At 59.3% G+C, this 23,619-nt stretch carries 22 protein-coding genes and 1 tRNA gene; 12 read left to right on the top strand and 11 right to left on the bottom strand.

From position 1 onward, the window contains the following. The first annotated feature begins 16 nt into the window (after positions 1-16). Complete coding sequence (locus ACQ7C1_RS29425; protein WP_183706673.1) at positions 17-805, top strand: sulfite exporter TauE/SafE family protein; 789 nt, start codon at positions 17-19, stop codon at positions 803-805. A 27-nt stretch (positions 806-832) separates the two neighbouring features. Here ACQ7C1_RS29425 and ACQ7C1_RS29420 read toward each other — a convergent pair whose 3' ends face one another. From ACQ7C1_RS29420 to ACQ7C1_RS29405, 4 genes are all read right to left on the bottom strand, one after another. Beyond that, positions 833-1,855, bottom strand: coding sequence for a DNA polymerase III subunit delta' (locus tag ACQ7C1_RS29420; RefSeq protein WP_430960845.1), 1,023 nt, complete (start codon positions 1,853-1,855; stop codon positions 833-835). Further along, on the bottom strand, positions 1,848-2,528 hold the full coding sequence (gene tmk, locus ACQ7C1_RS29415) for a dTMP kinase (protein ID WP_430960844.1): 681 nt from the start codon (positions 2,526-2,528) through the stop codon (positions 1,848-1,850). The genes ACQ7C1_RS29420 and tmk overlap by 8 nt, the downstream gene beginning before the upstream one ends. 215 nt (positions 2,529-2,743) lie before the next feature. Then, positions 2,744-3,937: a D-alanyl-D-alanine carboxypeptidase family protein gene (locus ACQ7C1_RS29410; RefSeq protein WP_430960843.1), complete on the bottom strand. Its 1,194-nt coding sequence runs from the start codon at positions 3,935-3,937 to the stop codon at positions 2,744-2,746. Between the two features lie 71 nt (positions 3,938-4,008). Continuing rightward, positions 4,009-5,109, bottom strand: a complete 1,101-nt coding sequence (locus ACQ7C1_RS29405; protein ID WP_430960842.1) for a septal ring lytic transglycosylase RlpA family protein — start codon at positions 5,107-5,109, stop codon at positions 4,009-4,011. 501 nt (positions 5,110-5,610) lie between these two features. Here ACQ7C1_RS29405 and ACQ7C1_RS29400 point away from each other — a divergent pair. The 5 genes from ACQ7C1_RS29400 to ACQ7C1_RS29380 all read left to right on the top strand — a co-directional run bounded on the left by ACQ7C1_RS29400 (position 5,611) and on the right by ACQ7C1_RS29380 (position 10,702). Continuing rightward, entirely contained in the window at positions 5,611-6,432 is an 822-nt protein-coding gene (locus tag ACQ7C1_RS29400) for an Ig-like domain-containing protein (RefSeq protein WP_430960841.1), read from the top strand. Positions 6,433-6,599: 167 nt separating this feature from the next. Next, positions 6,600-6,689 (top strand) — tRNA-Ser (locus tag ACQ7C1_RS29395). Positions 6,690-7,005: 316 nt separating this feature from the next. Beyond that, positions 7,006-8,406 carry a UvrD-helicase domain-containing protein gene (locus tag ACQ7C1_RS29390; protein WP_430960840.1) on the top strand — a complete coding sequence of 467 codons (1,401 nt, stop codon included), beginning with the start codon at positions 7,006-7,008 and terminating at the stop codon, positions 8,404-8,406. After that, positions 8,403-9,044 (top strand): DarT ssDNA thymidine ADP-ribosyltransferase family protein, encoded by a 642-nt coding sequence (locus ACQ7C1_RS29385; protein WP_430960839.1) that lies wholly within the window; start codon positions 8,403-8,405, stop codon positions 9,042-9,044. Before ACQ7C1_RS29390 ends, ACQ7C1_RS29385 begins: the two co-directional genes overlap by 4 nt. Then, on the top strand, positions 9,041-10,702 hold the full coding sequence (locus ACQ7C1_RS29380) for an ADP-ribosylglycohydrolase family protein (RefSeq protein WP_430960838.1): 1,662 nt from the start codon (positions 9,041-9,043) through the stop codon (positions 10,700-10,702). The genes ACQ7C1_RS29385 and ACQ7C1_RS29380 overlap by 4 nt, the downstream gene beginning before the upstream one ends. Positions 10,703-11,080: 378 nt before the next feature. Here ACQ7C1_RS29380 and ACQ7C1_RS29375 read toward each other — a convergent pair whose 3' ends face one another. Together ACQ7C1_RS29375 and ACQ7C1_RS29370 are read right to left on the bottom strand one after the other, a co-directional pair. Beyond that, on the bottom strand, positions 11,081-12,271 hold the full coding sequence (locus tag ACQ7C1_RS29375) for an IS481 family transposase (protein WP_430960837.1): 1,191 nt from the start codon (positions 12,269-12,271) through the stop codon (positions 11,081-11,083). 117 nt (positions 12,272-12,388) lie between these two features. Beyond that, entirely contained in the window at positions 12,389-12,880 is a 492-nt protein-coding gene (locus ACQ7C1_RS29370) for a RidA family protein (RefSeq protein WP_430960836.1), read from the bottom strand. A gap of 197 nt (positions 12,881-13,077) precedes the next feature. Here ACQ7C1_RS29370 and ACQ7C1_RS29365 point away from each other — a divergent pair, with 197 nt between their 5' ends. Next, positions 13,078-13,764, top strand: coding sequence for a TetR/AcrR family transcriptional regulator (locus tag ACQ7C1_RS29365; protein WP_430960835.1), 687 nt, complete (start codon positions 13,078-13,080; stop codon positions 13,762-13,764). A 260-nt stretch (positions 13,765-14,024) separates the two neighbouring features. Here ACQ7C1_RS29365 and ACQ7C1_RS29360 read toward each other — a convergent pair whose 3' ends face one another. After that, positions 14,025-15,449, bottom strand: a complete 1,425-nt coding sequence (locus ACQ7C1_RS29360) for an MFS transporter (RefSeq protein WP_430960834.1) — start codon at positions 15,447-15,449, stop codon at positions 14,025-14,027. Positions 15,450-15,576: 127 nt separating this feature from the next. Here ACQ7C1_RS29360 and ACQ7C1_RS29355 point away from each other — a divergent pair, with 127 nt between their 5' ends. Beyond that, a complete protein-coding gene (locus ACQ7C1_RS29355; protein WP_430960833.1) occupies positions 15,577-16,521 on the top strand; it encodes a LysR family transcriptional regulator in 945 nt (314 codons plus the stop codon). Positions 16,522-16,571: 50 nt separating this feature from the next. Further along, on the top strand, positions 16,572-16,796 hold the full coding sequence (locus ACQ7C1_RS29350) for an alkylphosphonate utilization protein (protein WP_184459645.1): 225 nt from the start codon (positions 16,572-16,574) through the stop codon (positions 16,794-16,796). A gap of 37 nt (positions 16,797-16,833) precedes the next feature. Here the strand turns inward: ACQ7C1_RS29350 and ACQ7C1_RS29345 are convergent, their stop codons facing one another. The 3 genes from ACQ7C1_RS29345 to ACQ7C1_RS29335 form a co-directional block, all read right to left on the bottom strand. Further along, entirely contained in the window at positions 16,834-17,640 is an 807-nt protein-coding gene (locus ACQ7C1_RS29345) for a transglutaminase-like domain-containing protein (RefSeq protein ID WP_430960832.1), read from the bottom strand. 142 nt (positions 17,641-17,782) lie between these two features. Then, positions 17,783-18,676 carry a transglutaminase family protein gene (locus ACQ7C1_RS29340; protein WP_430960831.1) on the bottom strand — a complete coding sequence of 298 codons (894 nt, stop codon included), beginning with the start codon at positions 18,674-18,676 and terminating at the stop codon, positions 17,783-17,785. Positions 18,677-19,161: 485 nt separating this feature from the next. Beyond that, complete coding sequence (locus ACQ7C1_RS29335) at positions 19,162-19,320, bottom strand: entericidin (RefSeq protein WP_085778213.1); 159 nt, start codon at positions 19,318-19,320, stop codon at positions 19,162-19,164. Positions 19,321-19,865: 545 nt separating this feature from the next. Here ACQ7C1_RS29335 and ACQ7C1_RS29330 point away from each other — a divergent pair. Beyond that, positions 19,866-20,120, top strand: a complete 255-nt coding sequence (locus tag ACQ7C1_RS29330) for a GlsB/YeaQ/YmgE family stress response membrane protein (protein ID WP_064802691.1) — start codon at positions 19,866-19,868, stop codon at positions 20,118-20,120. A gap of 74 nt (positions 20,121-20,194) precedes the next feature. On the opposite strand, the gene ACQ7C1_RS29325 is transcribed toward ACQ7C1_RS29330, so the two are convergent. After that, positions 20,195-20,476 (bottom strand): hypothetical protein, encoded by a 282-nt coding sequence (locus tag ACQ7C1_RS29325; RefSeq protein ID WP_085780070.1) that lies wholly within the window; start codon positions 20,474-20,476, stop codon positions 20,195-20,197. A gap of 220 nt (positions 20,477-20,696) precedes the next feature. Between ACQ7C1_RS29325 and ACQ7C1_RS29320 the strand changes: the two genes are divergently transcribed. After that, on the top strand, positions 20,697-22,589 hold the full coding sequence (locus ACQ7C1_RS29320) for a SurA N-terminal domain-containing protein (protein ID WP_430960830.1): 1,893 nt from the start codon (positions 20,697-20,699) through the stop codon (positions 22,587-22,589). Positions 22,590-22,597: 8 nt separating this feature from the next. After that, complete coding sequence (gene trpD / locus ACQ7C1_RS29315; RefSeq protein ID WP_430960829.1) at positions 22,598-23,614, top strand: anthranilate phosphoribosyltransferase; 1,017 nt, start codon at positions 22,598-22,600, stop codon at positions 23,612-23,614. Positions 23,615-23,619 lie beyond the last annotated feature (5 nt).

Genomic DNA, 23,619 nt, shown 5'->3' with positions numbered 1-23,619 from the left:
CGTTGGAGGCGCTTGCTTGACATTCGAGCCTCTCTATTCGATTTCGGGACTGTTTGTCGGCGCCCTTGTCGGCATTACCGGCGTAGGCGGCGGTTCGCTGATGACACCCCTGCTGGTGCTGCTCTTCGGCGTCCATCCGGCAACTGCCGTCGGCACCGATCTTCTCTATGCTGCGATCACCAAGACAGCGGGCACCGCTGTTCACGGCGTGCATGGGCGCGTCAACTGGAAGATCGTCGGCAGCCTCGCCGCCGGCAGCGTCCCGGCCGCCTTGCTGATGCTCTGGTTGCTGGCAGGTGTCGATCGCAAGAGCATCGGCGTGACCAACACCATTACATCAGCCCTCGGTTGGCTTCTCGTCATGACCGCGATCATGCTGATCTTTCGCGGCCCGATACTTCAATTGGCGCGCCGCGCCATCGGCGAACGCGTGCCGCCGCGAGCGACGACCATTCTTGCCCTCACCGTCATTCTCGGATTCTGTCTCGGCGTGCTTGTCACCTTGACCTCTGTTGGCGCCGGTGCGCTTGGGGTGACGATCCTGCTCGTGCTCTATCCGAGGCTCGATGTGCGCGAAATCGTCGGCTCCGACATCGTCCACGCCGTACCCCTGACCCTGATCGGCGGCACCGGCTATTGGCTGATCGGCGAGATCGATTGGGCGATGCTCTTTGCCCTGCTCGTCGGCTCGATTCCCGGTATTATTCTGGGAAGCCTTCTGGCGCCGAAGCTGCACGAGCGCATCATTCGCATTGTCCTGGCCGTCACCCTTGCGCTCGTCGCGTGGAAGCTGCTGGCCGGCTGATCCGCCCAACCTTGGCTGAAACCTTGGCTAGAGTCTGGGCTGCTTGATGTCAGCGAGAATACTGATGATCGTCTGCTTGCGGTCGAGATTATAGGCGTCGGAAACGGTAAGCCGCTCGATAACCTCCGAGTAGAGCCGCGCCAGCCGTTCGGCCGCGGCGATCTGCCCATCGCCTGCCGCCGCGCGAGCGCGGCTCATGATGTCGTCGCCGACGTGGCTGACGAAAAAATCGAAAATCGTATCGCTTTCCTTGCCCGAAAGCGCCTCCGCCAGCCGGTGCATCGCCTTGCGGGCGGATGGTCCCTCGGCGGAAAGCACCTCGTCATAACCGGCGATGATTTCGCTGCCGCCATAGTTCAACAGTTTCAAGGCTTCGCCGACGCTGCCCTTGGCCGCCGAAAGCACGCTGCCCTCGCCTGCTATGCCGAGATGGGCAAGGGCCGCCACGAGTGCCTCGTCGGGAAGCGGCGCCAGTTTCAGCGGCAGGCAGCGTGAGCGGATCGTCGGCAGCAGCCGGCCCGGCGCGTGCGAAAGCACCAGGAACAGCGCCCGCTTCGGCGGCTCCTCGAGGATCTTCAGAATGGCGTTGGCCGCATTGCGGTTCATGTCGTCGGCCGGATCGATGATGACGATTCGCCAGTTGCCGGTGCCCGAGGTCTGCGAGAAGAACTTGCCGGCGCGGCGCACCTCGTCGACGGTGATCGCCGATTTCACCCTGCCCGTCTTTTCGTCCACCGGCCGGGCGAGATGCAGGAGATTATGCGAGGCGCCGGAGGCGATCTGCCGGCTAACGGCCGAGGCAGGATCCGGATCGCCGATCTTCTCCGGCGCCGCATCGGGATCGGGATGCGAGAGGACGTGGTTGGCGAAGCGGAAGGCGAGCGTCGCCTTGCCGATGCCCTCCGGCCCTTCGATCAGGACGGCGTGGTGACCCTTGCCGGATCGGTAGGACTGGGCAAGGAAGGATTCCGCCTCCTCATGGCCAAACAGCCTGGTATTTTCGGCGGGCCAGATAGCGCCGTCCAGCAGTCCCGGCCGATCTTCACTCATAATGGGCGGCTTCCGGCATCCGCGCGCGATCTGCGGGCGACATCAGCCGCTTGACGATCGCCAGGATTTCGGCGGCGATCGCCTCTTCCGTCTGCATGGCATCGACCACGTGGCAGCGCGCCGGCTCGCGGGCGGCGATATCGAGAAAGGCCTCGCGCCGCTTTTCGTGCGTTTCGAGCCGCTCCTTCTCGAAGCGATCCGGACCGTCCGAAGCGCTGCGCTTCTGCGCCCGCTCCAGGCCGACCTTTGCGGGAATATCCAATATCAAGGTGCAATCCGGCATGACGCCGTTGATGGCGACGCGCTGCAGTGTCTCGATGAAATCGGGCTCAAGATTGCCGGTGATGCCCTGGTAGACACGGGAAGAATCCATGAAACGGTCGCAGAGCACGATCTTGCCGGCGGCAAGGGCTGGCCGGATCACCTCTTCGACATGGTCGTTGCGCGCCGCTGCGAAGAGGATAGCCTCCATCCGCGTCCCGAAGGCCTCGGCAGCGCCCGACAACAGCACATGGCGCACGGCCTCCGCGCCCGGCGATCCGCCCGGTTCCCGCGTCACCAGCACCTCGTGACCTTCGCCCTTCAGCGCCTCGGCGAGGCGGCGGATCTGCGTGGATTTTCCCGCGCCTTCCCCGCCTTCAAATGTAACGAACAGTCCCGTACCGGATGACAATGACAACTTCCCGCATTCCGGACGCCGCACGCACGCGCGCCCCGCCTCTTCTATCTATCCGAAGACATCGGGAAGGAAAACCTTTCGCGGCGGCGACATAATCACCTTCCCCGCAAATTGTATCAGAAGGTCAGGCATTCAAGTCTGGAGCATGGCTGTGCAGCAACGGCACGCGGGAAAAGAAGAGCTGTGAGCAAGAGCCTCATCCCGGGCGTTCAGCCGGGGGCGGACTTGTCCCAGAGCCAGGAGAAGAACAGCGATTCGCCGAGTTCCAGCACTGCGTCGACCGCCCGGCTGCTGAGTGAGCCCTCCCCGACCGCCTGCGCGGTATAGAGCGGCACTTCCCTAAGCAGCCGGCTACCGGCGAAAATCTTGAGCGTGCCGGCCTGATAATCCGGCTTCACCGGCGCCGTCAGCGGCCAGTGATAGACGATGCGCGCCGAAAGCCGGTCGGGGTTGCTGATCGGAATATAGACACTGACCGGCACCTTGGCGACGAGATCGACGGTGCGCGCCGAGCCGCCATAGACGCTGGCTGCGCCGATCACTTCATGCTCGGTGAAGATCTGACGGCTCTCGAAGGCAGTCAGCCCCCATTCGAGCACGCGCTTGGCCTCCTCCGTTCGCTCTTTGTCGGACGCGATGCCGGCAAGCGCCAGAAACAGCCGCCGGCCGTCGCGCTGGACCGACGCGACGATCGAGTAGCCTTCTCCCTCGGCAAAGCCGGTCGCAAGCCCGTCGGCGCCGAGATCGAGCCCGAGCAGCGGATTGCGGTTGCGCTGGAAGATCTTGTTCCATTCGAAATCCAGCTGCGCGAAATAGGGATAGAGATTGGGATAGGATTGCTGAAGCGCAGCGGCCAACGTCACCATCTCGCGCGCCGTCACCTTGCTCTTGCCGTCCGGAAGGCCGGTGGAATTGCCGAACACCGCCTTCTCCATGCCGAGTTCGCGGGCTCGGCGGGTCATCGACTGAGCGAATTGCTCCTCGCTTCCGGCCATCCCCTCGGCCAGGATGATGCAGCTGTCATTGGCGCCCTGGATCGCGACGCCCTTGATGAGATCCTCGACGCGCACGCGTGATTTGAGGGCCGCAAACATCGTTGCCGTCCTCGACGGCGCGCCGCCGGTGCGCCAGGCATATTCGGAAACGGGATATTCGGTATCGAGCGTGATCTGGCCCTTGGTCACGGCATCGAAGACCAGATCCATCGTCATCAGCTTGGCGAGCGAAGCCGGCGAAAAGCTCTGATCCTCATTCTTGGCGAGAAGCACCGTGCCGGTGGAGGCCTCGATCATATAGGCCTGCGCCGCCTTGGTGGCGAAACCGGCTGCGCCCCCGTCGGCGGCATGTGCGCTGGCGGCGAGCGGCATCAGGCATGCAAGCAGACGAAGCACAGGCCTCAGCATCGCAATTCCCATCGGTCAACGGCGTTTTTGAGAAGGTTAGAGCGCGGCGAAATTCGATGCAATCGCCATGCTCAACGCGCTGCCGATTTTGCCTGCTGGCGCCTGGCCGAGGCAAGGATGGAAGCCTGCGTCAGCCCGTCATTGCGCACCATCACCGCGTCGAAGGCGAGATCGACCGTTACTGTCTTCACCGCTTCGTTCTGATAGCCAAGCGCGAGGGAGCCCTGCGAACCGCCATAGGGCCGCTCATAAGGCATGGGACCGAACTCCGGCAGCACCACCATCTGATCGAAGGCCGGCGAGGCAGCGGGGGAAGGAGCCGACGGCGCCACCAGAACATGGGCGGCCGGCGCAAGGCCGGGCGCCGCATTGTAGCGCGCGCTCGGCGTCGAGCCGGCATAGGAGGTCGCCGACATCGGCACCGGCACATTCGCCGGCGTCTCGTAGTCTTCGGCGTTCTGCAACTGATCGCGGGTGATCTTGCGGCTGTTGGAGGCGACCATCACGCCGGTTGCGATCTGCCCTTCCGGATTGATGCCGGGAATGCGGCTGCCCTTCGGCACGTAGGAGGCCATCAGATAGGGCATGTCATGGCCGTCCATGCGGGCGCGGCCGACATATTGCACGCGCACCTTGCCGGTGCCGCTGTGCTGCAGATCCAGCATGTCGGCCGTCTTGTTGGAGAGGTCGATGATGCGGCCTTCGTGATAAGGGCCGCGGTCGTTGACACGCACGACGATGGAGGAGCCGTTCTCGAGATTGGTGACGCGGGCATAGCTCGGCAGCGGGAACGTCGGATGCGCGGCAGATAGGTGCATCTGGTCGTAAACTTCGCCATTCGCCGTCAGCCGTCCGTGAAAGGCGGAGCCGTACCATGAGGCGACGCCGACCTTGTTATAGGCGAAGTCTTCTTTCGGATAGTACCACTTGCCCTTCACCTCATAGGGGTTGCCGACCATGTAGCGGCCGCCGCCCTTCGGGATATTGTTGCCGGTGGCGACGCGGGGGCTGGCCTTAACGCCATATTCGGATTCGGAAAAATATTCCTTGCCGTGGGCTCTTTTCTTCGGCACGGCCTGTGTCGTGCCGCACGCCGCAACCGTCGCACACATCGCCGATATCGCTAGCCACCGTGCTGTCGTTGCGATAGACGCCCCGTATTCCAGTTTCATGTGCCCCACGCCGCTCAAAGATCGTTATGGTTAAGGAACTCTGCCCCATCCTGGGTCAACAACGCCTTATCCCCGCCCGCCTAACGAGACTTTAATCTTGCTGAGTTCGTGGCAAATTTGCGAACGATTTCGCTGCGATAGCGATAATTCTAATAAATATGGTTTATAAATTGCTAACTGGAAGCTCTCCCGTTGTTGCAATCAGAGCCGAAATCGGTGTGCCGATGCGGGCCACATGGTAAACGTCGGCCTGCTTTCAAAGTCCGAGCGGTACCGGATTGAGACACCGGCACGCGCAACAGCTGCTCTTCCGACGTTGGTTACAACCGGAACCTTCCTCCCAGGGTAGCATACCAGCTGTTCCTCTCCGATATACGTGTCCCCACGGCGCCAGCATCTGGCGCCACTCCCTTACCGCGTGTAGTTTGTTGCTTGACTCAAAGTGGAGTAGAAAGTTTATTTGCGGCGTCCTTTCCACGCTCATCTTTAGGGAGACGAGCCATGGCAAATCACAAACCAATAGTGCCTGACGTGAAGGTCCACGACTACGCACCAGCGGAGGCCATCGAAGGAAACCTTCTCGACAACGCCTCGGACTCCGACGGCGATCTGCTTCAGGTTCAGTTCGTCAACGGAATGAGAATTCCCAACAAGGCGGGCGAGCCGGGATATCTTACCATCGAGGGTGAGCACGGAACGCTGACGATTTGGAGCAACGGCAGCTATAGTTACACGGTCAATGATCCGAGCGCGCTTGAACCCGGCGGGATCTTCGGCGAGAATTTTTCATTTAAGATCTCCGATGGAAAGGGCGGCACCGACGTCGCTAATCTCAACATCGGCGTCCACACTCCTCCGCAAGGACAGTATTCCATCGATTTCGAGAATGCTCCCACCGAATATCCCGGGCTGCCTGACATCGCCTCCGGCTATGCAGGATTCAAATTTGGCGACAAACTCGATGGCAACCTTTGGGCGGTCGCCGAATCCGGCGGCAACGAGTACGTCGTCACCAATCCCTATAATCCGTTTTTCGAACGCGTTGACGGCAAGCTCTTCACCATCGAGGGCGTCGATGTCGCAACCAATTTCGACCCCGCCTATGAAGGTGTCGACGCCCTCGTAACCTTCGAGGGTTATATCGGCGGCGACAAGGTGAGTGAGATGTCGCTGACGGTCTACGGAGACACCATTGCCGATGGTCAGCATATCTCGCTGGCCGCCTTGGGAGCGGTCGATTTTGTCCGCTTCGATATTCAGCCCGATGTCGAGCCGACGGGCTTTCCGCAACTCGCATTCGACAACTTCACCGTCCTGGTCTGACGGCGGCAGAGAGAAGCGGCTGTCAAAGCCGCTTCTCTGCAGAACAAGTTGACGCTGCCATCAAAGCTGCTAAAAAGCCGGCCTGTGAGTCATGGGCAGCGATCGGCAGAAACCACCGATCCTCCGGAAAGACCGAAACGGAATTTCCTCAGGCTTCCCAAATACTTGGAAGAGTGTCCGAGTGGTTTAAGGAACCGGTCTTGAAAACCGGCGTGCGGGAAACCGTACCGTGGGTTCGAATCCCACCTCTTCCGCCATAAATATTTGAAAATGTTTATCAAAATCTGTTGATGCTGGTTGCCTGCTAAAGAGGGTTCTCGGCAACAATATCAACATTTACTGCAACAATGTTGCAACTGCATATCTGTTGCAAATCATGATGTTTCCCGCAGGGCGTCGACTCCGAGCATCTAAGCTGAAAATCCCATGCTTCGAGAGTTCTAACGGACAGAAATAAGGCAGCTCAAGCATCTCCGGGTAGTGCGCACTTGTTTTTTGCAATCAGATTGCGACTCAGTGCCGCTCCCATTTAAGCTCACCTCCGCTTGACTGGGGCAAATTCGGGAGCGGGTCTTGAGGGTTCTACGGCGTATCCGGCCAACACCGGAACAAATCACTGTAATACGGCGCATACAGACCGGTACATCCTTAATTCGCGGAGCAGCAGGCAGTGGAAAAACTTCCACCGCGTTGACGGCACTGCGAGCAGCGACCGGTACAGTCGTAAACCAGTTGCGTAACGAAGGATCGTTGCCAGCGCATGTATTGGTCCTGACCTACTACAACACGCTAAAGGGCTACATCGCTGCTGTCATTCGAGAGGAAATGGCCGATTACGCCGACAGCGTCCTAATTTACGTCCTCACCTTCGACAAATGGGCATACGACACCCTCGGAATTAATGGGCCGCTCGAACTTGAGCGTTGCGAGGTTGAGCTTCGCCGTCTAGCTAGGCCGTTTCCTCGCGATACAAGCTTCATCCTGGATGAAGTGAATTACATTCTTGGACGGTTCCTTCCCGGGAACCTGGATGACTATTTGACCCGTCCGCGCACAGGTAGGGGGAACTCGCCGCAGATGGACGGAGCTATGCGAACTAGGCTTCTTGATGAGGTTGTGCGACCATACCTGCATTGGAAGCAGGTTAACAACATCCAGGATTTCCATGACATTGCAGTCCTGATGTCTCAGCATGCACCCGATTTCCTGTTTGATGTTGTGGTGGTCGACGAAGCGCAGGATTTCTCAGCAAATCAACTGCGAGCGATAATGAGGCATTGTGCTCCAAATGCCACGATTACTATCGTCACTGACAACGCGCAGCGCATTTATCCCAGGGGAACCTCGTGGGCTGAGGCAGGTGTGACTGTGACGGCTCAGCGCAGCTTTCGACTAACAGTGAATTATCGCAACACCAAAGAGATTGCAAAGCTGGCTGCGGCCGTTGCGGCTGGACTTCCAATGGATGACGATGCCAGTCTTCCTGATCCGGAGAGTTGCGTCGAAAGCGGTAATCTTCCAGTTCTGCTCAAAGGTCTCTACCGCGAACAAGTCGAATGGTCGTTGAAGCGTCTGGCGGATATCGACCTTGAGACCGAAACTGTTGGTTTCCTGCATCTTAAGGGTGGCAAGTATTTTGACTTTCTGAGGCAACAGCTTCGCTTGAGACGCTTAGCATTTTGTGAGCTTCAGGGCTCCAGAGCGTGGCCAGAAGATGAAGCTAATATCGGTCTCTGCACTTTTCACAGCGCCAAGGGATTAGAGTTCGATCACCTTTTTCTGCTCGGCCTAGCTCAGCAAGATGCAAGCTATGGAGAAGAGCCGGATGATGAAGGATTTGAGGCGCTTCGAAGATTGGTCGCTATGGGTATTGGTCGCGCTAGAAAGACAGTGGTTTTAGGTGTCAAACCTTCGGAGGCCTTGTCGCTGGTGGACGATATCGAAGCAAACCTAGTTCAGGAGATTGAGCTATGACCGTCGAGGAAATAGTTGCCGCAAGATCAATCACAGAGGTCGTTCATTTCACAACCAATCACGGGTGCTTGGGGACACTATACACTGAGCATTTGCAATCGCGGAAGAGGCTTCAGAATGACAAGATGGTCAAATATCTATTCGCTCCAAACGCCAACCTCAGAAAAGACCCGACCTACGTCGACTATGTGAGTCTTTCTGTCAGTCACATAAACACCGACTTCTTTCAGGTAAGTTCTCAGTCATGGCACAGAGATGAACCAATATTTTGGTGCGTACTCTCTTTTTCTCCGGATATACTCTCGCATGAAGGAGTAGTGTTTTCTAGTACAAACAATATCTATCCCAGTGTCATTCGTGGTGTTGGTGCACCGGGACTGGAAGTTCTGTTCGCCAATAAGGTTGCTGGAAGGTACGGCAGCATAACAAATAGATCAACCCGGTTGCCCGCGTCATATCCCACTGACTTTCAGGCGGAAGCACTTTATCCGAGAAAAATTTCAACGGACTTCCTCCAGCGGATTTATGTTGCTAACACTGCGGACCAGTCCGAGATCATCGGATTTTTGAAAGCTACATTCCATCGAGATGTCGACGTAGTGGTATCTCCAGAAAAATTTGGTGCACGACCTATATGAGCGAGATCAGAGAAAATCGAATAAGATCGTCCGCTGTATGGGCAGCCTACGGCGACGCACTGGGTTTCATGACTGAATTGGCCGACGAGGGGCGGGTTGCACATCGAACTGGCCAATCAAAGGTAACGCGCACAGTTCCGTGGCGCAGAAAGCTCGGTAGCAAGATCGGGGTGTTTGTCGACTTCCCAGCAGGCTCTTATTCCGATGACACGCAGCTTCGCTTGGCAACTTCCCGCGCAGTACGGGGAGACGGTTCTTTCGACGTGGCAGCCTTTTCAAAAGTGGAACTGCCCGCATGGATGAACTACGCGCTTGGAGCAGGCATTGCCAGCCGCGAGGCGGCTTCGAGCTTGGCGCGAACATCCGCCACTTGGTATTCGAATTTCTTCGACAACAAACGAGCAAACTATATCAAGGCCGGTGGAAACGGCGGGGCAATGCGTATCCAACCCCACGTATGGGCAGCTAGAGATATTGACAACCTCCCGCGAATTCTTTCGGACGTCATAAAGAACACCATCTGCACGCACGGTCATCCACGCGCGATTGTAGGCGCATGTTTTCATGCCTTGAGCTTAGCGAAGGCGATGAAGGTTGGACGGCCTCTTCGTATGAATGAACTGATGGACGAGCTTGGAGAACTTACGAATATTGCATCCATTATAGATAGCGATGCCGACCTCAGGCTCTTTTGGGTTGGGCAGTGGCTTGATCAACTCGGCTCGTCCCTTGAGGCCGTGATCAACAGGACAGTGAAAGAAATCGCTGATGATCTCGCACTCCTGCAAGGGATAGGAGACACGGAAATCGAGGTTGCATACATGCGAGCCTTGAATTCCTTGGGCGGATTTAGTCCGGAATCCCGTGGTTCCGGGACGAAAACTGCTGTTCTTGCTGCGTATCTGGCATCACTATGTGAGCATGCTGGTCCCGAGGAGGCGGTGATTGCGGCAGCAAATGCACTGGGATCGGACACAGATTCGATTGCGACGATGGCTGGTGCAATCCTCGGTGCTTGTACCGATGCCCCTCTGCGGCACCCACTCCAAGACGCTGATTACATTTCCTTCGAGGCATCCCGCCTAGCTCGCCGCTCGGACCAAACGGCACAGAGGAGCTTTGGCTATCCCGATTTGCGCTCCTGGAAGCCTGAACGCGTAGCTCTGGACGCGGTACTCAGGACTGACGAAGGTCTTATCCTGAACGGCATTGCCAGGGCGGAGCTTGTTGGGCGGTCTCAAATTCCTGAATCAGACGGCGTTTTCGTGAGTTGGTTACGCCTAAGTTTTGGTCAAACCATTCTCGCCAGGATTAGAGAAGTGCCTCCCTACGTAGATGACATTAGCAAGCGAGTGGTTGTGAATCGGCCTTCACAACCTCAAGCCAGACAATCAGGAGAACCTGCGATGCCTGATTTGTTCTCTAATCGCACAGATAAAAGGTCTGACCGGAAAGGGTCAGCGGCAGGTGATCTGTCTTCGAAAAGTCTCAACGAGCTACTTCAAACGATCATCAACTCGAACTTCGACCCCGAATTAATTGGGAGGGCTCTTCTTGCTCAGGCGCGTCCAGAGCAGGAGGATTTCGTAGAACGGGGAATCGCACTTACGGCAAACGTCATGACTGCATTCCGCGCCAGACGAAAGCGGACCAATTAACTCAGCTCCTTAAACGCACCAACGACCGGCCTAAAAAAGCCAGATATAAGCTTGTTGCTTTCAAGACTCCTTGCGACCATCAACAACGATTGTCGCGAGGATTACCAATGAAGCCAAGCTTAATCACACAAACAGAAAGGGATGATCGCAAGAAGCGTCGAACTGAACGTTTCCACCGCTGGCTGGAAGACCTCCGCCGCCGCCATCTACAGGCAGAGCGTGACCGTCAAAGGAAATGGCTGCTTTTCCTGCTCTAATCAAGGCATTAAAACCGGTCTTGAAAACCGGCGTGCGGGAAACCGTACCGTGGGTTCGATTCCCTTCACCCGCTCCAGCTGCTCGTTTGTCCGTACCGAAGACATAGGTAACGAAACGTACCTAAGACACAGGTGACAACCTCGTGCCGAACGGGTTGTCGATAGTTTGCAAGGTTCTCTGTTCCAAGTCGATATATCCGAGATCATACTGCATGAAGCTGACGAGCCAAATGCCGTTGTCGACCTCCTTGATGCCGAGTTTCTGTCCTGCCATGACTGTGGAGATATTGATCTTCTTGCGATGCATGCAGATGCGTCCGCAATTGGTGACCAACACCTCGCGATCGTGGAACGGGTAGTCGATCTCGGGCAGGCCCGTATAGAGGCGGTTTGATGGCCGATAAATCTCTGCCGGGCGCCTCATTTCCAATGCCTCATGCGGGCGTTCCTGGTTGAATTCGCTGATGAAGTCATCGAAGCGTGCCTGCTGCTGGAGGAAGGTTCTGCCGGGCGGGCGGGTGGCCTCTTTCTTCAGGGTCAGATGCATGCGCTCGTGGCGTCCGTTCTGCTGTGGATGGCCTGGCTTGATGCGCTCGATGACGATGCCGAGCCTCAGCCACCACACCGATAGCTTCGACAGGTTGTAGAGCCCGTTGGGACTGGCAAAGGGCAAGCCGTTGTCGGAGCGAATGGCGGCGGGCAGGCCCCGCTCGGCAAAGAGCCTGCGGAAAACCTCGAAGACGCCATGCTCCCGGGTCGATTCGAAGGCCTCGCAGCAGAGAAGATAGCGTGATGCCTGGTCGGTAACCGTCAACGGGTAACAGTAGTGTCCGTTGCCGAGCTTGAACTCGCCCTTGAAATCGACGCACCAGAGATCGTTGGGAAGACGAGCTTCGCCAAGCACCGTTCCCACGGCCTTGTTCGCCTGGTTCCTCTTGCGGGCCCGTCTCACAAGGCCGTGTCGGTCGAGCACGGCATGCACGGTGCTTGTGGCGGGAATGCGCACATCGCCTGCAAGCCGTTCGACCAGAAGCTCCCGGATCTTGCGCGCTCCCCAGTGCGGCTTTTCCCTCTTCAGCCGCACGATCATCGCCGTGACCGGCTCCGCGAGCTGATTGGCCTGACGGACCGGTCGGCGCGACCGGTCCGTCAGGGCTTCAAGCCCTTCGTCCTTGTAACGGTTGAAGATCTTGTAACCAGTCTTGCGCGAGATGCCGAACCCCTGGCACACATCCCTCATACCCTCGCCCTCAAGCAATCCGGCGACAAATCGAAGACGTTCCTCCATGACCGAAATCTCTCTCCACGGCATCAACACCTCCCGCTTCAAAACGGAAAGTGTTACCCATGTCTCCGGTACAAAACGTCACCTATCTCTCAAGTCGGGCAATTTTCTCCATCAGACCAGCCGGCGGATCAGTCGCAGCCCCTATTCAAGCATGACGACGGCTTCGACTTCGAACAGCATCGGATCGATTGCAAGTTTGGGAACGGGGACAAGGGTCTGCGCCGGGAGTGCGTCGCCGAACATTTCTTTGACGTTCCTGGTCAGCACCTCGAGCTTGGACATATCGTGATCAACCACGAAGATCGTCAGCTTGGCGACCTGATCCGGCCTTGCGCCGAGGCCGTCGAGGGCGCTGCGCAAGTTTGCGTAGGCCTGCTTCACCTGAACGGCGAAGTCCGGCGACAAGGCTCCCATCCTGTCCTGGCCACCCTGTCCGGAGATATAGGCCAAACGGGCGCCGCGGGGGACGATCACTGCCGTGCTATAGCCATTCGGCGTCGGATCGTAGAGGTTTTTTGGATTGACGACAGTCAGCTTGAGGTCACCCTCATTCGCCGCCGTCGTCGCGTTGGGAATTCCTGTGGTCATGATGATCAGCCCTCCGATGAGCAGATGTTTGATTGCGTGTGACATGATGTTCTTTCGGCCGTGAGGACTGCGAGGAACGACCCTCACCGCCTGCTGGATTGCGCTGTTAACTCTTTGGCAAGTGAGAATCGTACAAAGTACGACTTCATCGCATCGTACATTGTACGAGTCAACTGGCGAGGATCGACATCCGTCGCTTCGCCGGCTTAAATCGATGTCCCGATCTTTTTTAGGAAAGACACATGGCAGCCAAACGCGACGGCACTCAGAGTAAACGGCCTCACCGGAAAGCTGCCCCGGTCCCCTCCGTACAGGAACCGCCTCTTTCGCTCGGACGGATTGTAGCAACCGCGGTCGAACTGCTGGATGCCGAAGGCGTTGAGGGATTGAAGATGCGTCGGCTGGCCGATCGCCTCGGCTCGGGCGCGATGAGCCTCTATTGGCACGTCGCCAACAAAGAGGAGGTTTTTGATCTCGCGCTCGACTCGGTGCTCGAATATCGCGGACCGTCGCAAATAATCGAATCGCCGGATTGGCGTCAGGCGGTCTTTCATATGCTTGAAGACTGGCGCGCCAGCATGCTACGCCATCCCTGGTCGGCATCGCTGCTGCCGCGCCGGGCACTCGGCCCGAACATCCTCGGTCGTCTGGAACTGCTGGGCAGGGTCTTATCCAGAGCCGGTGTCGAGGAGGCGGATTTGAACGGCGCGATATGGTCGCTCTGGAACTATGTGATGGGCGCGACCATCACTCGTGCGAACTTCGACCTTTCGGACGAAGACATGTTCGCCGGGCAGCAGCGCCTTGCTCATCTCAGCGCAGAATACCCGACGATCGAGCGTGCTCGTCTGTTGTTGGACAATGATTGGGACGGCGTTTTCAGGAAAGGTCTGGGCTTCCTGCTTGACGGGCTTGTTCCGAGCCGATGAACAAGGGCTCGGCTCCCGAGCTGATCAGCACGCTCGGTCAGAAAACCTCCGTTCACGACAGCATCGAGTATATCAGCGCACCGATGGAACCCCAGAAAACAACCGGCGTCAGTATCATCCCCACAACGAAGATTTTGGTCACCGCTAAACTCCGCAAATTCGTTCCACCGCGAAAACCTATTGCAGCGACCGAGGGTTTGGTATCGGCATGAAGTCCGGGTCGGATCGGACCTTGGTCTCAGTGTCGACGGCGCTCTGCTTCAGCGGCCGCGGCGGTAAGTCACGGCGGCGATGGCGAGTGCCGCAGCAATCAACATGGCTGCGGCGGCAAAGGTGATCTGCATTCCTGAGTGAATGGCCTCGGGGCCTGCCACGGCGACATTCGATGTTCCCGATGCTCGCGCGAATACCGCGCCCATGACTGAGGCGCCGGTAATCAGCCCGAGATTGCGCGACAGGTTGAGCGCGCCCGAGATGACGCCGCGCTGGTCAGGGCAGACATCCGCCATAACGGCGGTGTTGTTGGCCGCCTGGAACAGCTGATAGCCGGGCGTCAGTATGGCGATGGCGGCGATGTAGCCGGCCATTCCGGGAAGCACGGCAAGTGCGATGGCGCCGGCCGCCATGGCGACGAGGCCTGTGGCGATCACGAATGGCGTGTCCAGACGATCGACCAGGCGGCCGGCCGGGACTCCAGCAAGGATGGAGATGACGGGGCCGATCGACATCACGGCGCCAACGGTGGCCTCGCTGAGCCCGAGCGCACGGGAGAGATAAAACGGGCCGACCACCAGCGTTGCCATCATCACCGTCGAGACGAGCGCGTTCATGACCAGGCTGGCGCTCAGCACCGGATTGCGAAACACCGCCGGCCGGATCAGCGGGGAAGCGGCTTTCCTCTCGGCGAAGACGAAGAGACCGGCCCCGAAAAAAGCCGCCGCCAGCAGGAAGAGATTCAGCAATCCAAAGCTGCTCGGCCCGGTCGTCATCGCCAGCGCATAGGCCGAAAGGGCCAAGGCAAGCAGCAAGGTGCCTGCCATGTCGAAACCGGCGCGCTCCGTTTTCCCCATGTTGACGTCGGCGGGCAGAAAACAATAGGCAAGAGTGAAGGCAACGATGCCGAGCGGCACGTTGACGAGAAAGATCGCCGGCCAGCCGAACCCGGCAATCAGAGCGCCGCCCAGCGACGGGCCGAGAGCGGTGCCGATCGCCGACATGGTTGCGAGCAGCCCCATGGCGCTGCCCGTCCTAGCCTTCGGCACCGTTTCGCCGACAAAAGCCATGGTGAGGGCCATCATGATGGCCGCGCTAAGTCCCTGCAGCGCCCGCGCGGCGATCATCAGCCAGAGCGCGGGCGCAAACCCGCAGAGGACGGAGGCCAGCGTAAACAGCAGGATGCCAATGAGCAGAAGCCGCCTGCGGCCAGTCATGTCGCCAAGCCGCCCGACGCTGACGATCAGGGTGGTGATGGCAAGAAGATAGGCCAGCACGATCCACTGCACCTCCTGGAAGGAGCCGCCGAATGCCTGCGCCAGGGCCGGCAGACCAATGTTGGCGATGCTGGTGCCGAGTGACGGCAAGAGCATGGAGAGGCAAAGACTGGCGAGTCCCCAGCGGACGGAATAGGGGCGTTCGGCGACTGCCTCGCCCTGTTCTGCAATGATCGGCTTCAACAGGACCTCCATGTTCACCCTCCTGGAAAAGGAGCCATCGAACCCTAGTCCCGCAACTGGCCTGGCGGAATGCGCAGCATTTGCACTTCATTCATGCGTCTGGCGCCATATCACTTGGAAATTATGTTATACCGCATGCATGTCGACTCCTGACCTCAACCTGCTCGTCACCCTTGATGTCTTGCTCGCCGAAGGCAGCGTCGCCCGTGCGGCCGAGAGGCTGCGGCTCAGCCCGTCGGCCATGAGCCGAGCGCTGGCGCGATTGCGCGAGGCCACGGGCGATCCGCTGCTGGTGCGCGCCGGCCGCGGCCTGGTTCCAACACCCCGGGCGCTCGAACTGGGCGAGCGGGTCGGCCGCATCGTCGAGGATGCTCGGGCGGTTCTGCGTCCTGGCGAAGCGCTTGATCTCGGCAGGCTCGTCCGGACATTCACGCTGCGCTCCAGCGAAGGTTTTGCCGAGAGTTTCGGCCCCGATCTGATCGCTCGCCTCGGCAAGCAAGCGCCTGGCGTGCGGCTGCGCTTCATGCAGAAACCGGACAAGGACAGCGCGCCGTTGCGTGACGCAAGCGTCGATCTGGAAACTGGTGTCGTCGACGAGACGATGGGACCGGAGGTGCGGGCGCAGGCCCTGTTCCGCGACCGCTTCATCGGCGTCGTGCGCACAGGCCATCCGCTTTGCGGTGATGAGATCACGCCCTCCCGTTACGCGGCCGGCCGCCATATCGCCGTCTCGCGGCGCGGGTTCGACAAAGGAGCGATCGATGAGGCTCTGAATACGCTCGGGCTGGAACGGCAGGTCGCTACCATCGTCGGCGGCTTTTCCACGGCGCTGGCGCTCGCCCGCGCCTCGGATCTGGTCGCCAGCGTTCCTGAACGGCACACGGCAGCCTTGCGGGCGGGAATGCACAGTTTCCCCCTACCCGTTCCAACTCCGGAGCTCACGGTTTCATTGCTTTGGCACCCGAGGATGGATGCCGATCCCGCACACCGCTGGCTGCGCAGCTGTGTTCGTGAGGTCTGTTCAGCCGCGGATCGGGGGCAGGAGAACGAGAATCAGACGGGACGGGACGGGACCGGTGATTGACTCTCCCCTGTCGTCGTGTTTTCCCCCTCGCATCATCAAGCGAGGACATCATGGCCGAAGACATTATCGTAAAGGACAGCAACGGAACCCAGCTTCACGACGGCGATTCCGTGACGTTGATCAAAGACCTCAAGGTCAAGGGCACCTCTGAGACGCTGAAGCGTGGAACCTTGGTCAAAGGCATTCGTCTGACCGACAATCCTGGCGAGATCGAGTGCAACACCAAGCAGGTCAAAGGCCTCGTGCTGAAAACGGAGTTCCTGAAGAAGGCGTAAGATCTACCTACGGCGGCCGTTGGTCCGTGGCTGCAACTTACGGCACTTCCTCGGTGATTACTTCGAAGCGGGAAAGCATCGCCGGGCCGAAAGCCGTCGAAATCGCGACGTCGGTCGCATCCCGGCCTGTTGCCATCAGAATTCTGCCGATACGCGGGGTGTTGTGCCGCGCATCGACCGTATGCCAGTGCCCGCCGAGAAAGACCTCGAACCACGCACTGAAATCCATTGGATTCGGATCGGCAGGAACGCCGATATCACCGAGATAACCGGTGCAGTATCTGGCAGGAATATTCATGCATCGACAGAGCGCGATGGCGAGATGGGCGAAGTCGCGGCAGACGCCGCTCTTATCGGTGAAGCCCCCATGCGCGGTTCTGAGAACGTCGGCCTTCTGATAATCGAAGGTGATGTGGTCATGCACGAAATCGCAGATCGCCTGCACGCGCGCCCAGCCGAGCGGCGTTGATGAAAAGGTCGCCCAGGCGAAATCCGAAAGCCTGTCTGTGTCGCAGTAACGGCTGCCGAGCAGGAAGACGAGCACCTCGTCGGGCAGATCCTTGATTGCGTGCTGCACTGCCTGTACGGGAACGATGTCGGCTTGCCCCGTGTCATAGATCTCGAACTCGGTGGAAATCGTCGTCAGCCCCGGCGGAGCGACAATCCGGCTGCAGGCATTGCCGAAGCTGTCGGTATATTCCCACGCCTCGATCGGCCGGTCGAATGTCAGGACCTGCTCGCTTAGAAGATCGGCGCGACGGGAGGGATGAATGTTGAGGACCAGCAGCATCGGCGTCGGCTGTATGCATTTATAGCCCAGATGAAACCCGGCGCGTATCTTCATTGTGGCTTCCTCGTCCCTCCCGGCATGGGCGGAGGTGAGTATGGAACGTCGATCGCGCCGCCCGGTTCCCGCGATATGCCTCGCACCTTCCCGGGCAAAGCACCTTGGCCCAGGCAATTCACCATGCCCCGCCACTGCATCATTACCCCTCGGCAACCCACGGCTGTCGCGTGGTCACGTTGACCTGCACCGTCATGTCCTCGAAATCTGAGCCCTGCCCGTCGTAACTGCCGCTCAAAGGAACAGCCTGGCGCGGGTCGCGGGCAACGGCCACGCGAATAAGGTCGCGGTTGCCGACGATGCCGTTGGTTGGATCGAACTCGGCCCAGCCGGCCCCGGGAAGATAGACTTGGCACCATGCATGGGTGGAACCGCCGCCGAGCACCGTGGAGCCGTCCCGGTCGGGGACGTAGACATAGCCGGTGACGAACCGCGCCGCGAGGCCTAGCGAGCGTACCGCCTCCATCATCAGAAGCGCGAAATCCCGGCAGGTGCCGGAGCGAAGGTGCAAGGTCTGCAGCGGCGTTTGCGTTCCATGTTCCTGGCGGCGTGCATAGACAAAGCTTTCGCGAATGGCATAACACAGCGTCATCAGCAGGTGCCCGGTCTCCGTCGGGTGCCCCAGGCGCACGAACTGGCGCGCCCAGCGGCCGACCTCATCGCCCGAATCGGGATAATGGCGCTGCATCGCCGGCGCGAGATCGGCGATTTCGTCCTTGTCGTAGGAGAAAGGATAGGTCAGCGCCGCCTCGTCGATCCGAATGTCCGGGGCGAGCTGCGGCGTATGATCGAGTGTGATCCAGGTTTCGAAACGAAGCTCCACCGACGGCCGGGAAAAATCGACGAGCGCCACGCAATTGCCGAAAACATCGTGGATCCAGCGCACATGACTTTGCTCCGGATAGGTGGTCAGCGACGCCTCGATCAGCCGCTGGTCGAAACTGTCGCGCGGCCGGAACATCAGGCGATGCTCGCCGAAATCGACCTCCCGGCGGTAACGATAGGAAGTGATGTGGCGGACGGAGAAAATCGTCATGGGCTAGCGTCGGCTGATTTGTTCACGTTGCTGCTCCTACAGCGCCGCGCGTCTTATCAGACGCCGCAAGCGCCCTGCTCCTTTCCCTGCTCATCCCGATTTCTTGTCATATAAGCAGGTTCGAAAGATTGCTATTGTACCTTCACCGATCGACGGCAGAGCCGTCCAACCTGAGAGGATAACATGCATATCATCTGGGACGTTCTGACGCTTCTGCTGACCATCGGTTCGCTCTATGGCGGTCGCGAATACCGGATTATTCGCGCCCGTGCCCGCGCTCAGAATTGGGGCAACTTCTGACCCGATCCTGACGCGCTGCCGGAACGGTCGCGGCTACGTCGAATGACGTACGGCGGCCCCTTAAGGAAATGCTGTATCAGTCGGGACGGTTTTGGTCCGTCCATTCTCTCTGTTATGCTAAGCCCGCCTCACCCCAGGCGGGCTTTTTTCATGCAAGATTTGCTGCGTGTCGCCGGCAGCCGCCATTACTTCTTGGCGCCGGCCGAAAGCACCCGATGGGTCGCATTATCCATTGCGTGGCTCGCCTCCTGTCCATCCTTCTTCAGCCCGTATGCGGTATTGCCGCAGCCGGCGAGCGTAAGCAGGCAGAGGCAGCAGGCGATAGCGATTGCAGCTTTTGGCATCGAGGTTTTCCCTGATTGAACGAACCCCCGGAAAAATGACGCAGTCCGAGCCAAAATCAATCCGCCGGCGGCCAGACATAACTCAGCACCTGCGCCGAATTGATGCATCCGACGGCTCCCTGTTCCGTCGAGAAACGGATTACTTCAGCCAAAACTCTCCGAAACGTAGAATTGCCGGACGGGAATCGAACGCGCATACCATTTATCCGTGTCTTTCAGAATGATATCCGCAAACAACTGCGGGATCACGCTTGGAATTTATCATTTTACTTAAATATCTCACTTAACCAATTGTTAGTAATAACCTTGCGTATCACGCGCTTCGGCTTATGCTTTACTCAAAACGGGAGAGGAGAGAATGTTTAGCAAAAGCCTGATCATGCCTTTCGGCTTCGCAATTCTTGCGCTAAGCGGCCTAATGTTCCAACTCGTCGCGTACCTGCTGGAAACCCCGGTCACCGTGCTGCATCCCTAAGTTCCTCCAGGAGTGGAACTTTCCTTTGTTTCATGCATTCTTGCGAGTTGTTTCACCAGGAGGGATCACTATGGAAAACGCAGGCGTGGGTTGGATTGCGGCCATCATCATCGGCGGCATTGCCGGATGGCTGGCAGAAAAAGTCATGAGCAGCAATATGGGCGTGCTCATGAACATATTGCTCGGCATCGTCGGCGCGATCGTCGCCAACTGGATCTTGGGTCTGTTGCACATCCAGCCGTTGGCGGGGTGGCTTGGTTACCTGATCACCGGCTTCATCGGTGCCTGCATTCTGATCTTCATCGGCCGCGCCATCCGCCGCTGACTTGCATTACTGGCAGACATGACTAAAAGCCGGGCGCTCCATGCGTCCGGCTTTTTCTGTCCGGAATTCAGTGTTCAGCGGCGGCTCAGCAGGCCGAAAAGATAGGCTACGCCTGCCGTTACCGCGAGCGCCATGATCGGTTCTTCGCGAACCTTGTCGCGCAGCCGTTCCGTCATCAGCGAAGCTTCGTCCGTAACCACCGACTTTGCCCCCTGCCCCAGCGCCCGCACACTGTCCGTCAATCTGGAGAGATCTTCACGGAGTGCCGTAACCTGTGCCGACAGATCGTCTGCTGCGATATCCGCCTTGACGCGCGCAGCGGTGGATTCGGCGGAAGCGGTTTTCAATTCTGCCATGGTCTGCTCCTGTTTCATGGGATGCCGCTTCAACGAAATGGCGGCCTGAAAGGTTCCGCCGGCAGCCGATCTTTTGTTCGCCATCAACGCCTTGCGTCGCGCTTGCGGCCATGCGCAGCTTTTCGCGTGACAACCCTTCATTTCCTGTCGGCTTTGTTTTAAGGAACGTCGAATGTCTGCCCGTGCGCGGGTCAATAAATACTGCGAGGTTTGCGTTTCCATGTTCCATCTTCTGAGAAGAGCTGCTCAGACCTGGGTTGCCAAGCTGCTCCTGCTTCTCCTGGTGGCCTCCTTCGGCATCTGGGGCATATCGCGCGAGCTGATATCTGGCGGCAGCAGCACCACGGTCGTGACCGTCGGCGATCAGAAGGTGGGGGTGAACGAGTTCCACCTTGCCTATCAGCGTCAGGTGGCAAGCATCGGCCAGCAGTTCGGCATGCGCCTCACGCCCGAGCAGGCCCGCGCCTTCGGAATTGAGCAGCAGGTGCTGTCACAGCTCGTTGCCGGCGCCTCGCTCGACCAGCTCGCCGAGGATATGAACCTCGGCCTGTCCGAGGATCGTCTCGCCCAGCTGATTGCCGACGACCCGGCCTTCAAGGCTGTCAACGGCCAGTTCGATCGCGAGCTGTTCGTTTCGCGCCTGCGCAATGCGGGCATCCGCCAGGACGATTACATCAGGGAGCGAAGCAGGGTCGCCGTCCGCAGCCAGATCGTCGATGCCGTTTCCAACGGCTTTACCGCGCCGAAGACGCTGATCGACGCACTGAAGCTTTATGGCGATGAAAGCCGCAGCATAGACTACCTTTTGCTGACCAACGCCAATATCGAGCCGATCAAGGCGCCCGCCGACGACGTGCTGGCGAGCTGGTTCGAAGGCGTCAAGCAACGCTACCGCGCACCGGAATACCGCAAGCTCATCTATCTCAAGCTGCAGCCGGCCGATATCGCCGATGCCGCGACCGTTACCGACGACCAAATCCGCGAAGCTTTCGAGAAGGGTAAGGACAGTTATCGCACGCCGGAAAGCCGGACGATCGAACAGCTGACCTTCACCAGCAAGGATCTCGCCACCGCCGCCGAAACGGCGCTGAAGGGCGGCACCAGCTTCGACCAGCTGGTCACCGACCAGGGCAAGACGGCAAGCGACGTGCTGCTCGGCGAGTTCACCAAGGACAAGGTTCCCGACCAGGCCGTCGCCGATGCCGCTTTTGCGGTGTCGAAGGATGGCGGCACGACGCCTGTCGTCGACGGCTCGTTCGGCCCGGTCATCCTGCGCATCACCAACATCAAGCCGGAAACGGTCAAGAACTTCGACGAGGTGAAGGAAGACATCCGCAAGCAGCTGGCGCTTTCCAACGCTTCTCAGGAAGTGATCAATGTTCATGACCGTATCGAGGATATGCGCGCCGGCGGCGCGACGCTCGAGGATATCGCCGGTCAGCTGAAGCTCAAGGCGGTGACCGTCGACGCCGTCGATGCGACCGGTGCCGACAAGGACGGCAAAGAGGTCAAGGATCTTCCTGCCAAGCAGCAGCTGCTCGGCGAAGCCTTCAAGACCGACGTCGGCGTCGATGCCTCGCCACTTCCGATCGGCAATGACGGCTATGTCTGGTTCAACGTCCGCGAAATCACGCCGGACCGGGACCGCCCGATTGCAGAGGTGCGCGAGAAAGCCGTCGAGGACTGGACAGCAGAGCAGCAGAAGGCCGAACTCGCCAAGAAGGCCGATGAATCGAAGGCCCAGGCGCAAAAGGGCACCGCCCTTGCGGACATTGCAGCGCCGCTCGGCATTGCCGTCGAAAGCAAGAGCGGTATCACACGCTCCACCGATGATCCGGTTCTCGGACGCGCCGCTGTCAAGGCCGCTTTCTCCGGCCCTGTCGATACGGTTGCGAGCGCGGTCGGCGCCGATCCCTCGACGCAGATCCTGATGAAGGTCACCGAGGTCAACAGCCAGCCGACCGGCGACGTGCTGAACAACCGCGACGCCCAGCTCACCGCCATGGCCAATGCCGCCGGCGATGATATTCTCGACCAGATGGTCAACCTGCTGCAGACACAGTATGGGGCTTCGATCAACCAGACGCTCGCCGAACAGGCGGCGGTCCGCTAGGAGGTTTTATGACCGATCTGAAGCCGTTCCTGGCCAAGGCCGCAAGCCGCGAGCCGCTGACGCGTGACGAGGCCCGTGCCGCCTTCGAGATCCTGATGTCTGGCCAGGCGACGCCCTCGCAGATCGGCGGCTTCCTGATGGCGCTGCGCGTCCGTGGCGAAACCGTCGACGAGATCGTCGGCGCCGTCACCACCATGCGGTCGAAAATGCTGACCGTCGAAGCGCCGGCCGATGCCATCGACATCGTCGGCACCGGCGGCGATGCCAGCGGCACCTATAATATCTCGACGCTGGCTGCACTGATCGTCGCCGGTGCCGGTGTGCCCGTCGCCAAGCACGGCAACCGAGCACTGAGCTCGAAATCGGGCGCAGCAGACAATCTGGCAGCTCTCGGCGTCAATATCGATGTTGGTCCCGAGATCATCACGCGCTGCATCGCGGATGCGGGGGTCGGCTTCATGTTCGCCCAGCTGCATCATTCCGCCATGCGCCACGTCGGCCCCTCGCGCGTCGAACTTGGCACGCGCACCATCTTCAACCTGCTCGGGCCGCTTTCCAACCCAGCCGGCGTCCGCCGCCAGCTGCTTGGCGTCTTCTCGCCGCAATGGCTGGTGGCGCTTGCGGAAGTCATGCGCGATCTCGGTTCCGAATGCGTCTGGGTGGTGCATGGCGATGGCCTCGACGAAATCACCACGACCGGCGTCACCAAGGTGGCGGCGCTCGAAGGCGGCAAGATCCGTACCTTCGAGCTGTCGCCCGCCGATTTCGGCGTCAGCCCCTGCACGCTCGCCGACATCAAGGGCGGTGATGGCGTCGCCAATGCCGCAGCGCTTCGCGAAGTGCTCGGCGGCGCCAAGAATGCCTATCGCGATGTCTCGCTCGCCAATGCGGCCGCTTCGCTCGTCATCGCGGGCAAAGCCGAGACGATCCGCGACGGCATGGCGCTGGCCGCGCATTCGCTTGATAGCGGCGCCACGGCGCTCGCCCTCGACAAACTCATCGCCGTTTCCAACGATATCGATTAGGATTG

Origin of the sequence: Rhizobium sp. Nf11,1 (assembly GCF_050587665.1) — a bacterium.
Taxonomy (GTDB): Bacteria; Pseudomonadota; Alphaproteobacteria; order Rhizobiales; family Rhizobiaceae; genus Rhizobium.
The sequence above is the reverse complement of the archived record's forward strand: the minus strand, read 5'-3'. Positions and strand labels throughout refer to the sequence as shown.

Coding starts and splice junctions, on each gene's coding strand:
- ACQ7C1_RS29350 (WP_184459645.1), top strand. CDS start 16,572: ATGGCCGAAGACATTATCGTAAAGGACAGCAACGGAACCCAGCTTCAC.
- ACQ7C1_RS29320 (WP_430960830.1), top strand. CDS start 20,697: ATGTTCCATCTTCTGAGAAGAGCTGCTCAGACCTGGGTTGCCAAGCTG.
- ACQ7C1_RS29340 (WP_430960831.1), bottom strand. CDS start 18,676: ATGACGATTTTCTCCGTCCGCCACATCACTTCCTATCGTTACCGCCGG.
- ACQ7C1_RS29335 (WP_085778213.1), bottom strand. CDS start 19,320: ATGCCAAAAGCTGCAATCGCTATCGCCTGCTGCCTCTGCCTGCTTACG.
- ACQ7C1_RS29345 (WP_430960832.1), bottom strand. CDS start 17,640: ATGAAGATACGCGCCGGGTTTCATCTGGGCTATAAATGCATACAGCCG.
- ACQ7C1_RS29385 (WP_430960839.1), top strand. CDS start 8,403: ATGACCGTCGAGGAAATAGTTGCCGCAAGATCAATCACAGAGGTCGTT.
- ACQ7C1_RS29325 (WP_085780070.1), bottom strand. CDS start 20,476: ATGGCAGAATTGAAAACCGCTTCCGCCGAATCCACCGCTGCGCGCGTC.
- ACQ7C1_RS29405 (WP_430960842.1), bottom strand. CDS start 5,109: ATGAAACTGGAATACGGGGCGTCTATCGCAACGACAGCACGGTGGCTA.
- ACQ7C1_RS29380 (WP_430960838.1), top strand. CDS start 9,041: ATGAGCGAGATCAGAGAAAATCGAATAAGATCGTCCGCTGTATGGGCA.
- ACQ7C1_RS29410 (WP_430960843.1), bottom strand. CDS start 3,937: ATGCTGAGGCCTGTGCTTCGTCTGCTTGCATGCCTGATGCCGCTCGCC.
- ACQ7C1_RS29330 (WP_064802691.1), top strand. CDS start 19,866: ATGGAAAACGCAGGCGTGGGTTGGATTGCGGCCATCATCATCGGCGGC.
- trpD (WP_430960829.1), top strand. CDS start 22,598: ATGACCGATCTGAAGCCGTTCCTGGCCAAGGCCGCAAGCCGCGAGCCG.
- ACQ7C1_RS29375 (WP_430960837.1), bottom strand. CDS start 12,271: ATGCCGTGGAGAGAGATTTCGGTCATGGAGGAACGTCTTCGATTTGTC.
- ACQ7C1_RS29370 (WP_430960836.1), bottom strand. CDS start 12,880: ATGTCACACGCAATCAAACATCTGCTCATCGGAGGGCTGATCATCATG.
- ACQ7C1_RS29420 (WP_430960845.1), bottom strand. CDS start 1,855: ATGAGTGAAGATCGGCCGGGACTGCTGGACGGCGCTATCTGGCCCGCC.
- ACQ7C1_RS29400 (WP_430960841.1), top strand. CDS start 5,611: ATGGCAAATCACAAACCAATAGTGCCTGACGTGAAGGTCCACGACTAC.
- ACQ7C1_RS29365 (WP_430960835.1), top strand. CDS start 13,078: ATGGCAGCCAAACGCGACGGCACTCAGAGTAAACGGCCTCACCGGAAA.
- ACQ7C1_RS29355 (WP_430960833.1), top strand. CDS start 15,577: ATGTCGACTCCTGACCTCAACCTGCTCGTCACCCTTGATGTCTTGCTC.
- ACQ7C1_RS29360 (WP_430960834.1), bottom strand. CDS start 15,449: ATGGAGGTCCTGTTGAAGCCGATCATTGCAGAACAGGGCGAGGCAGTC.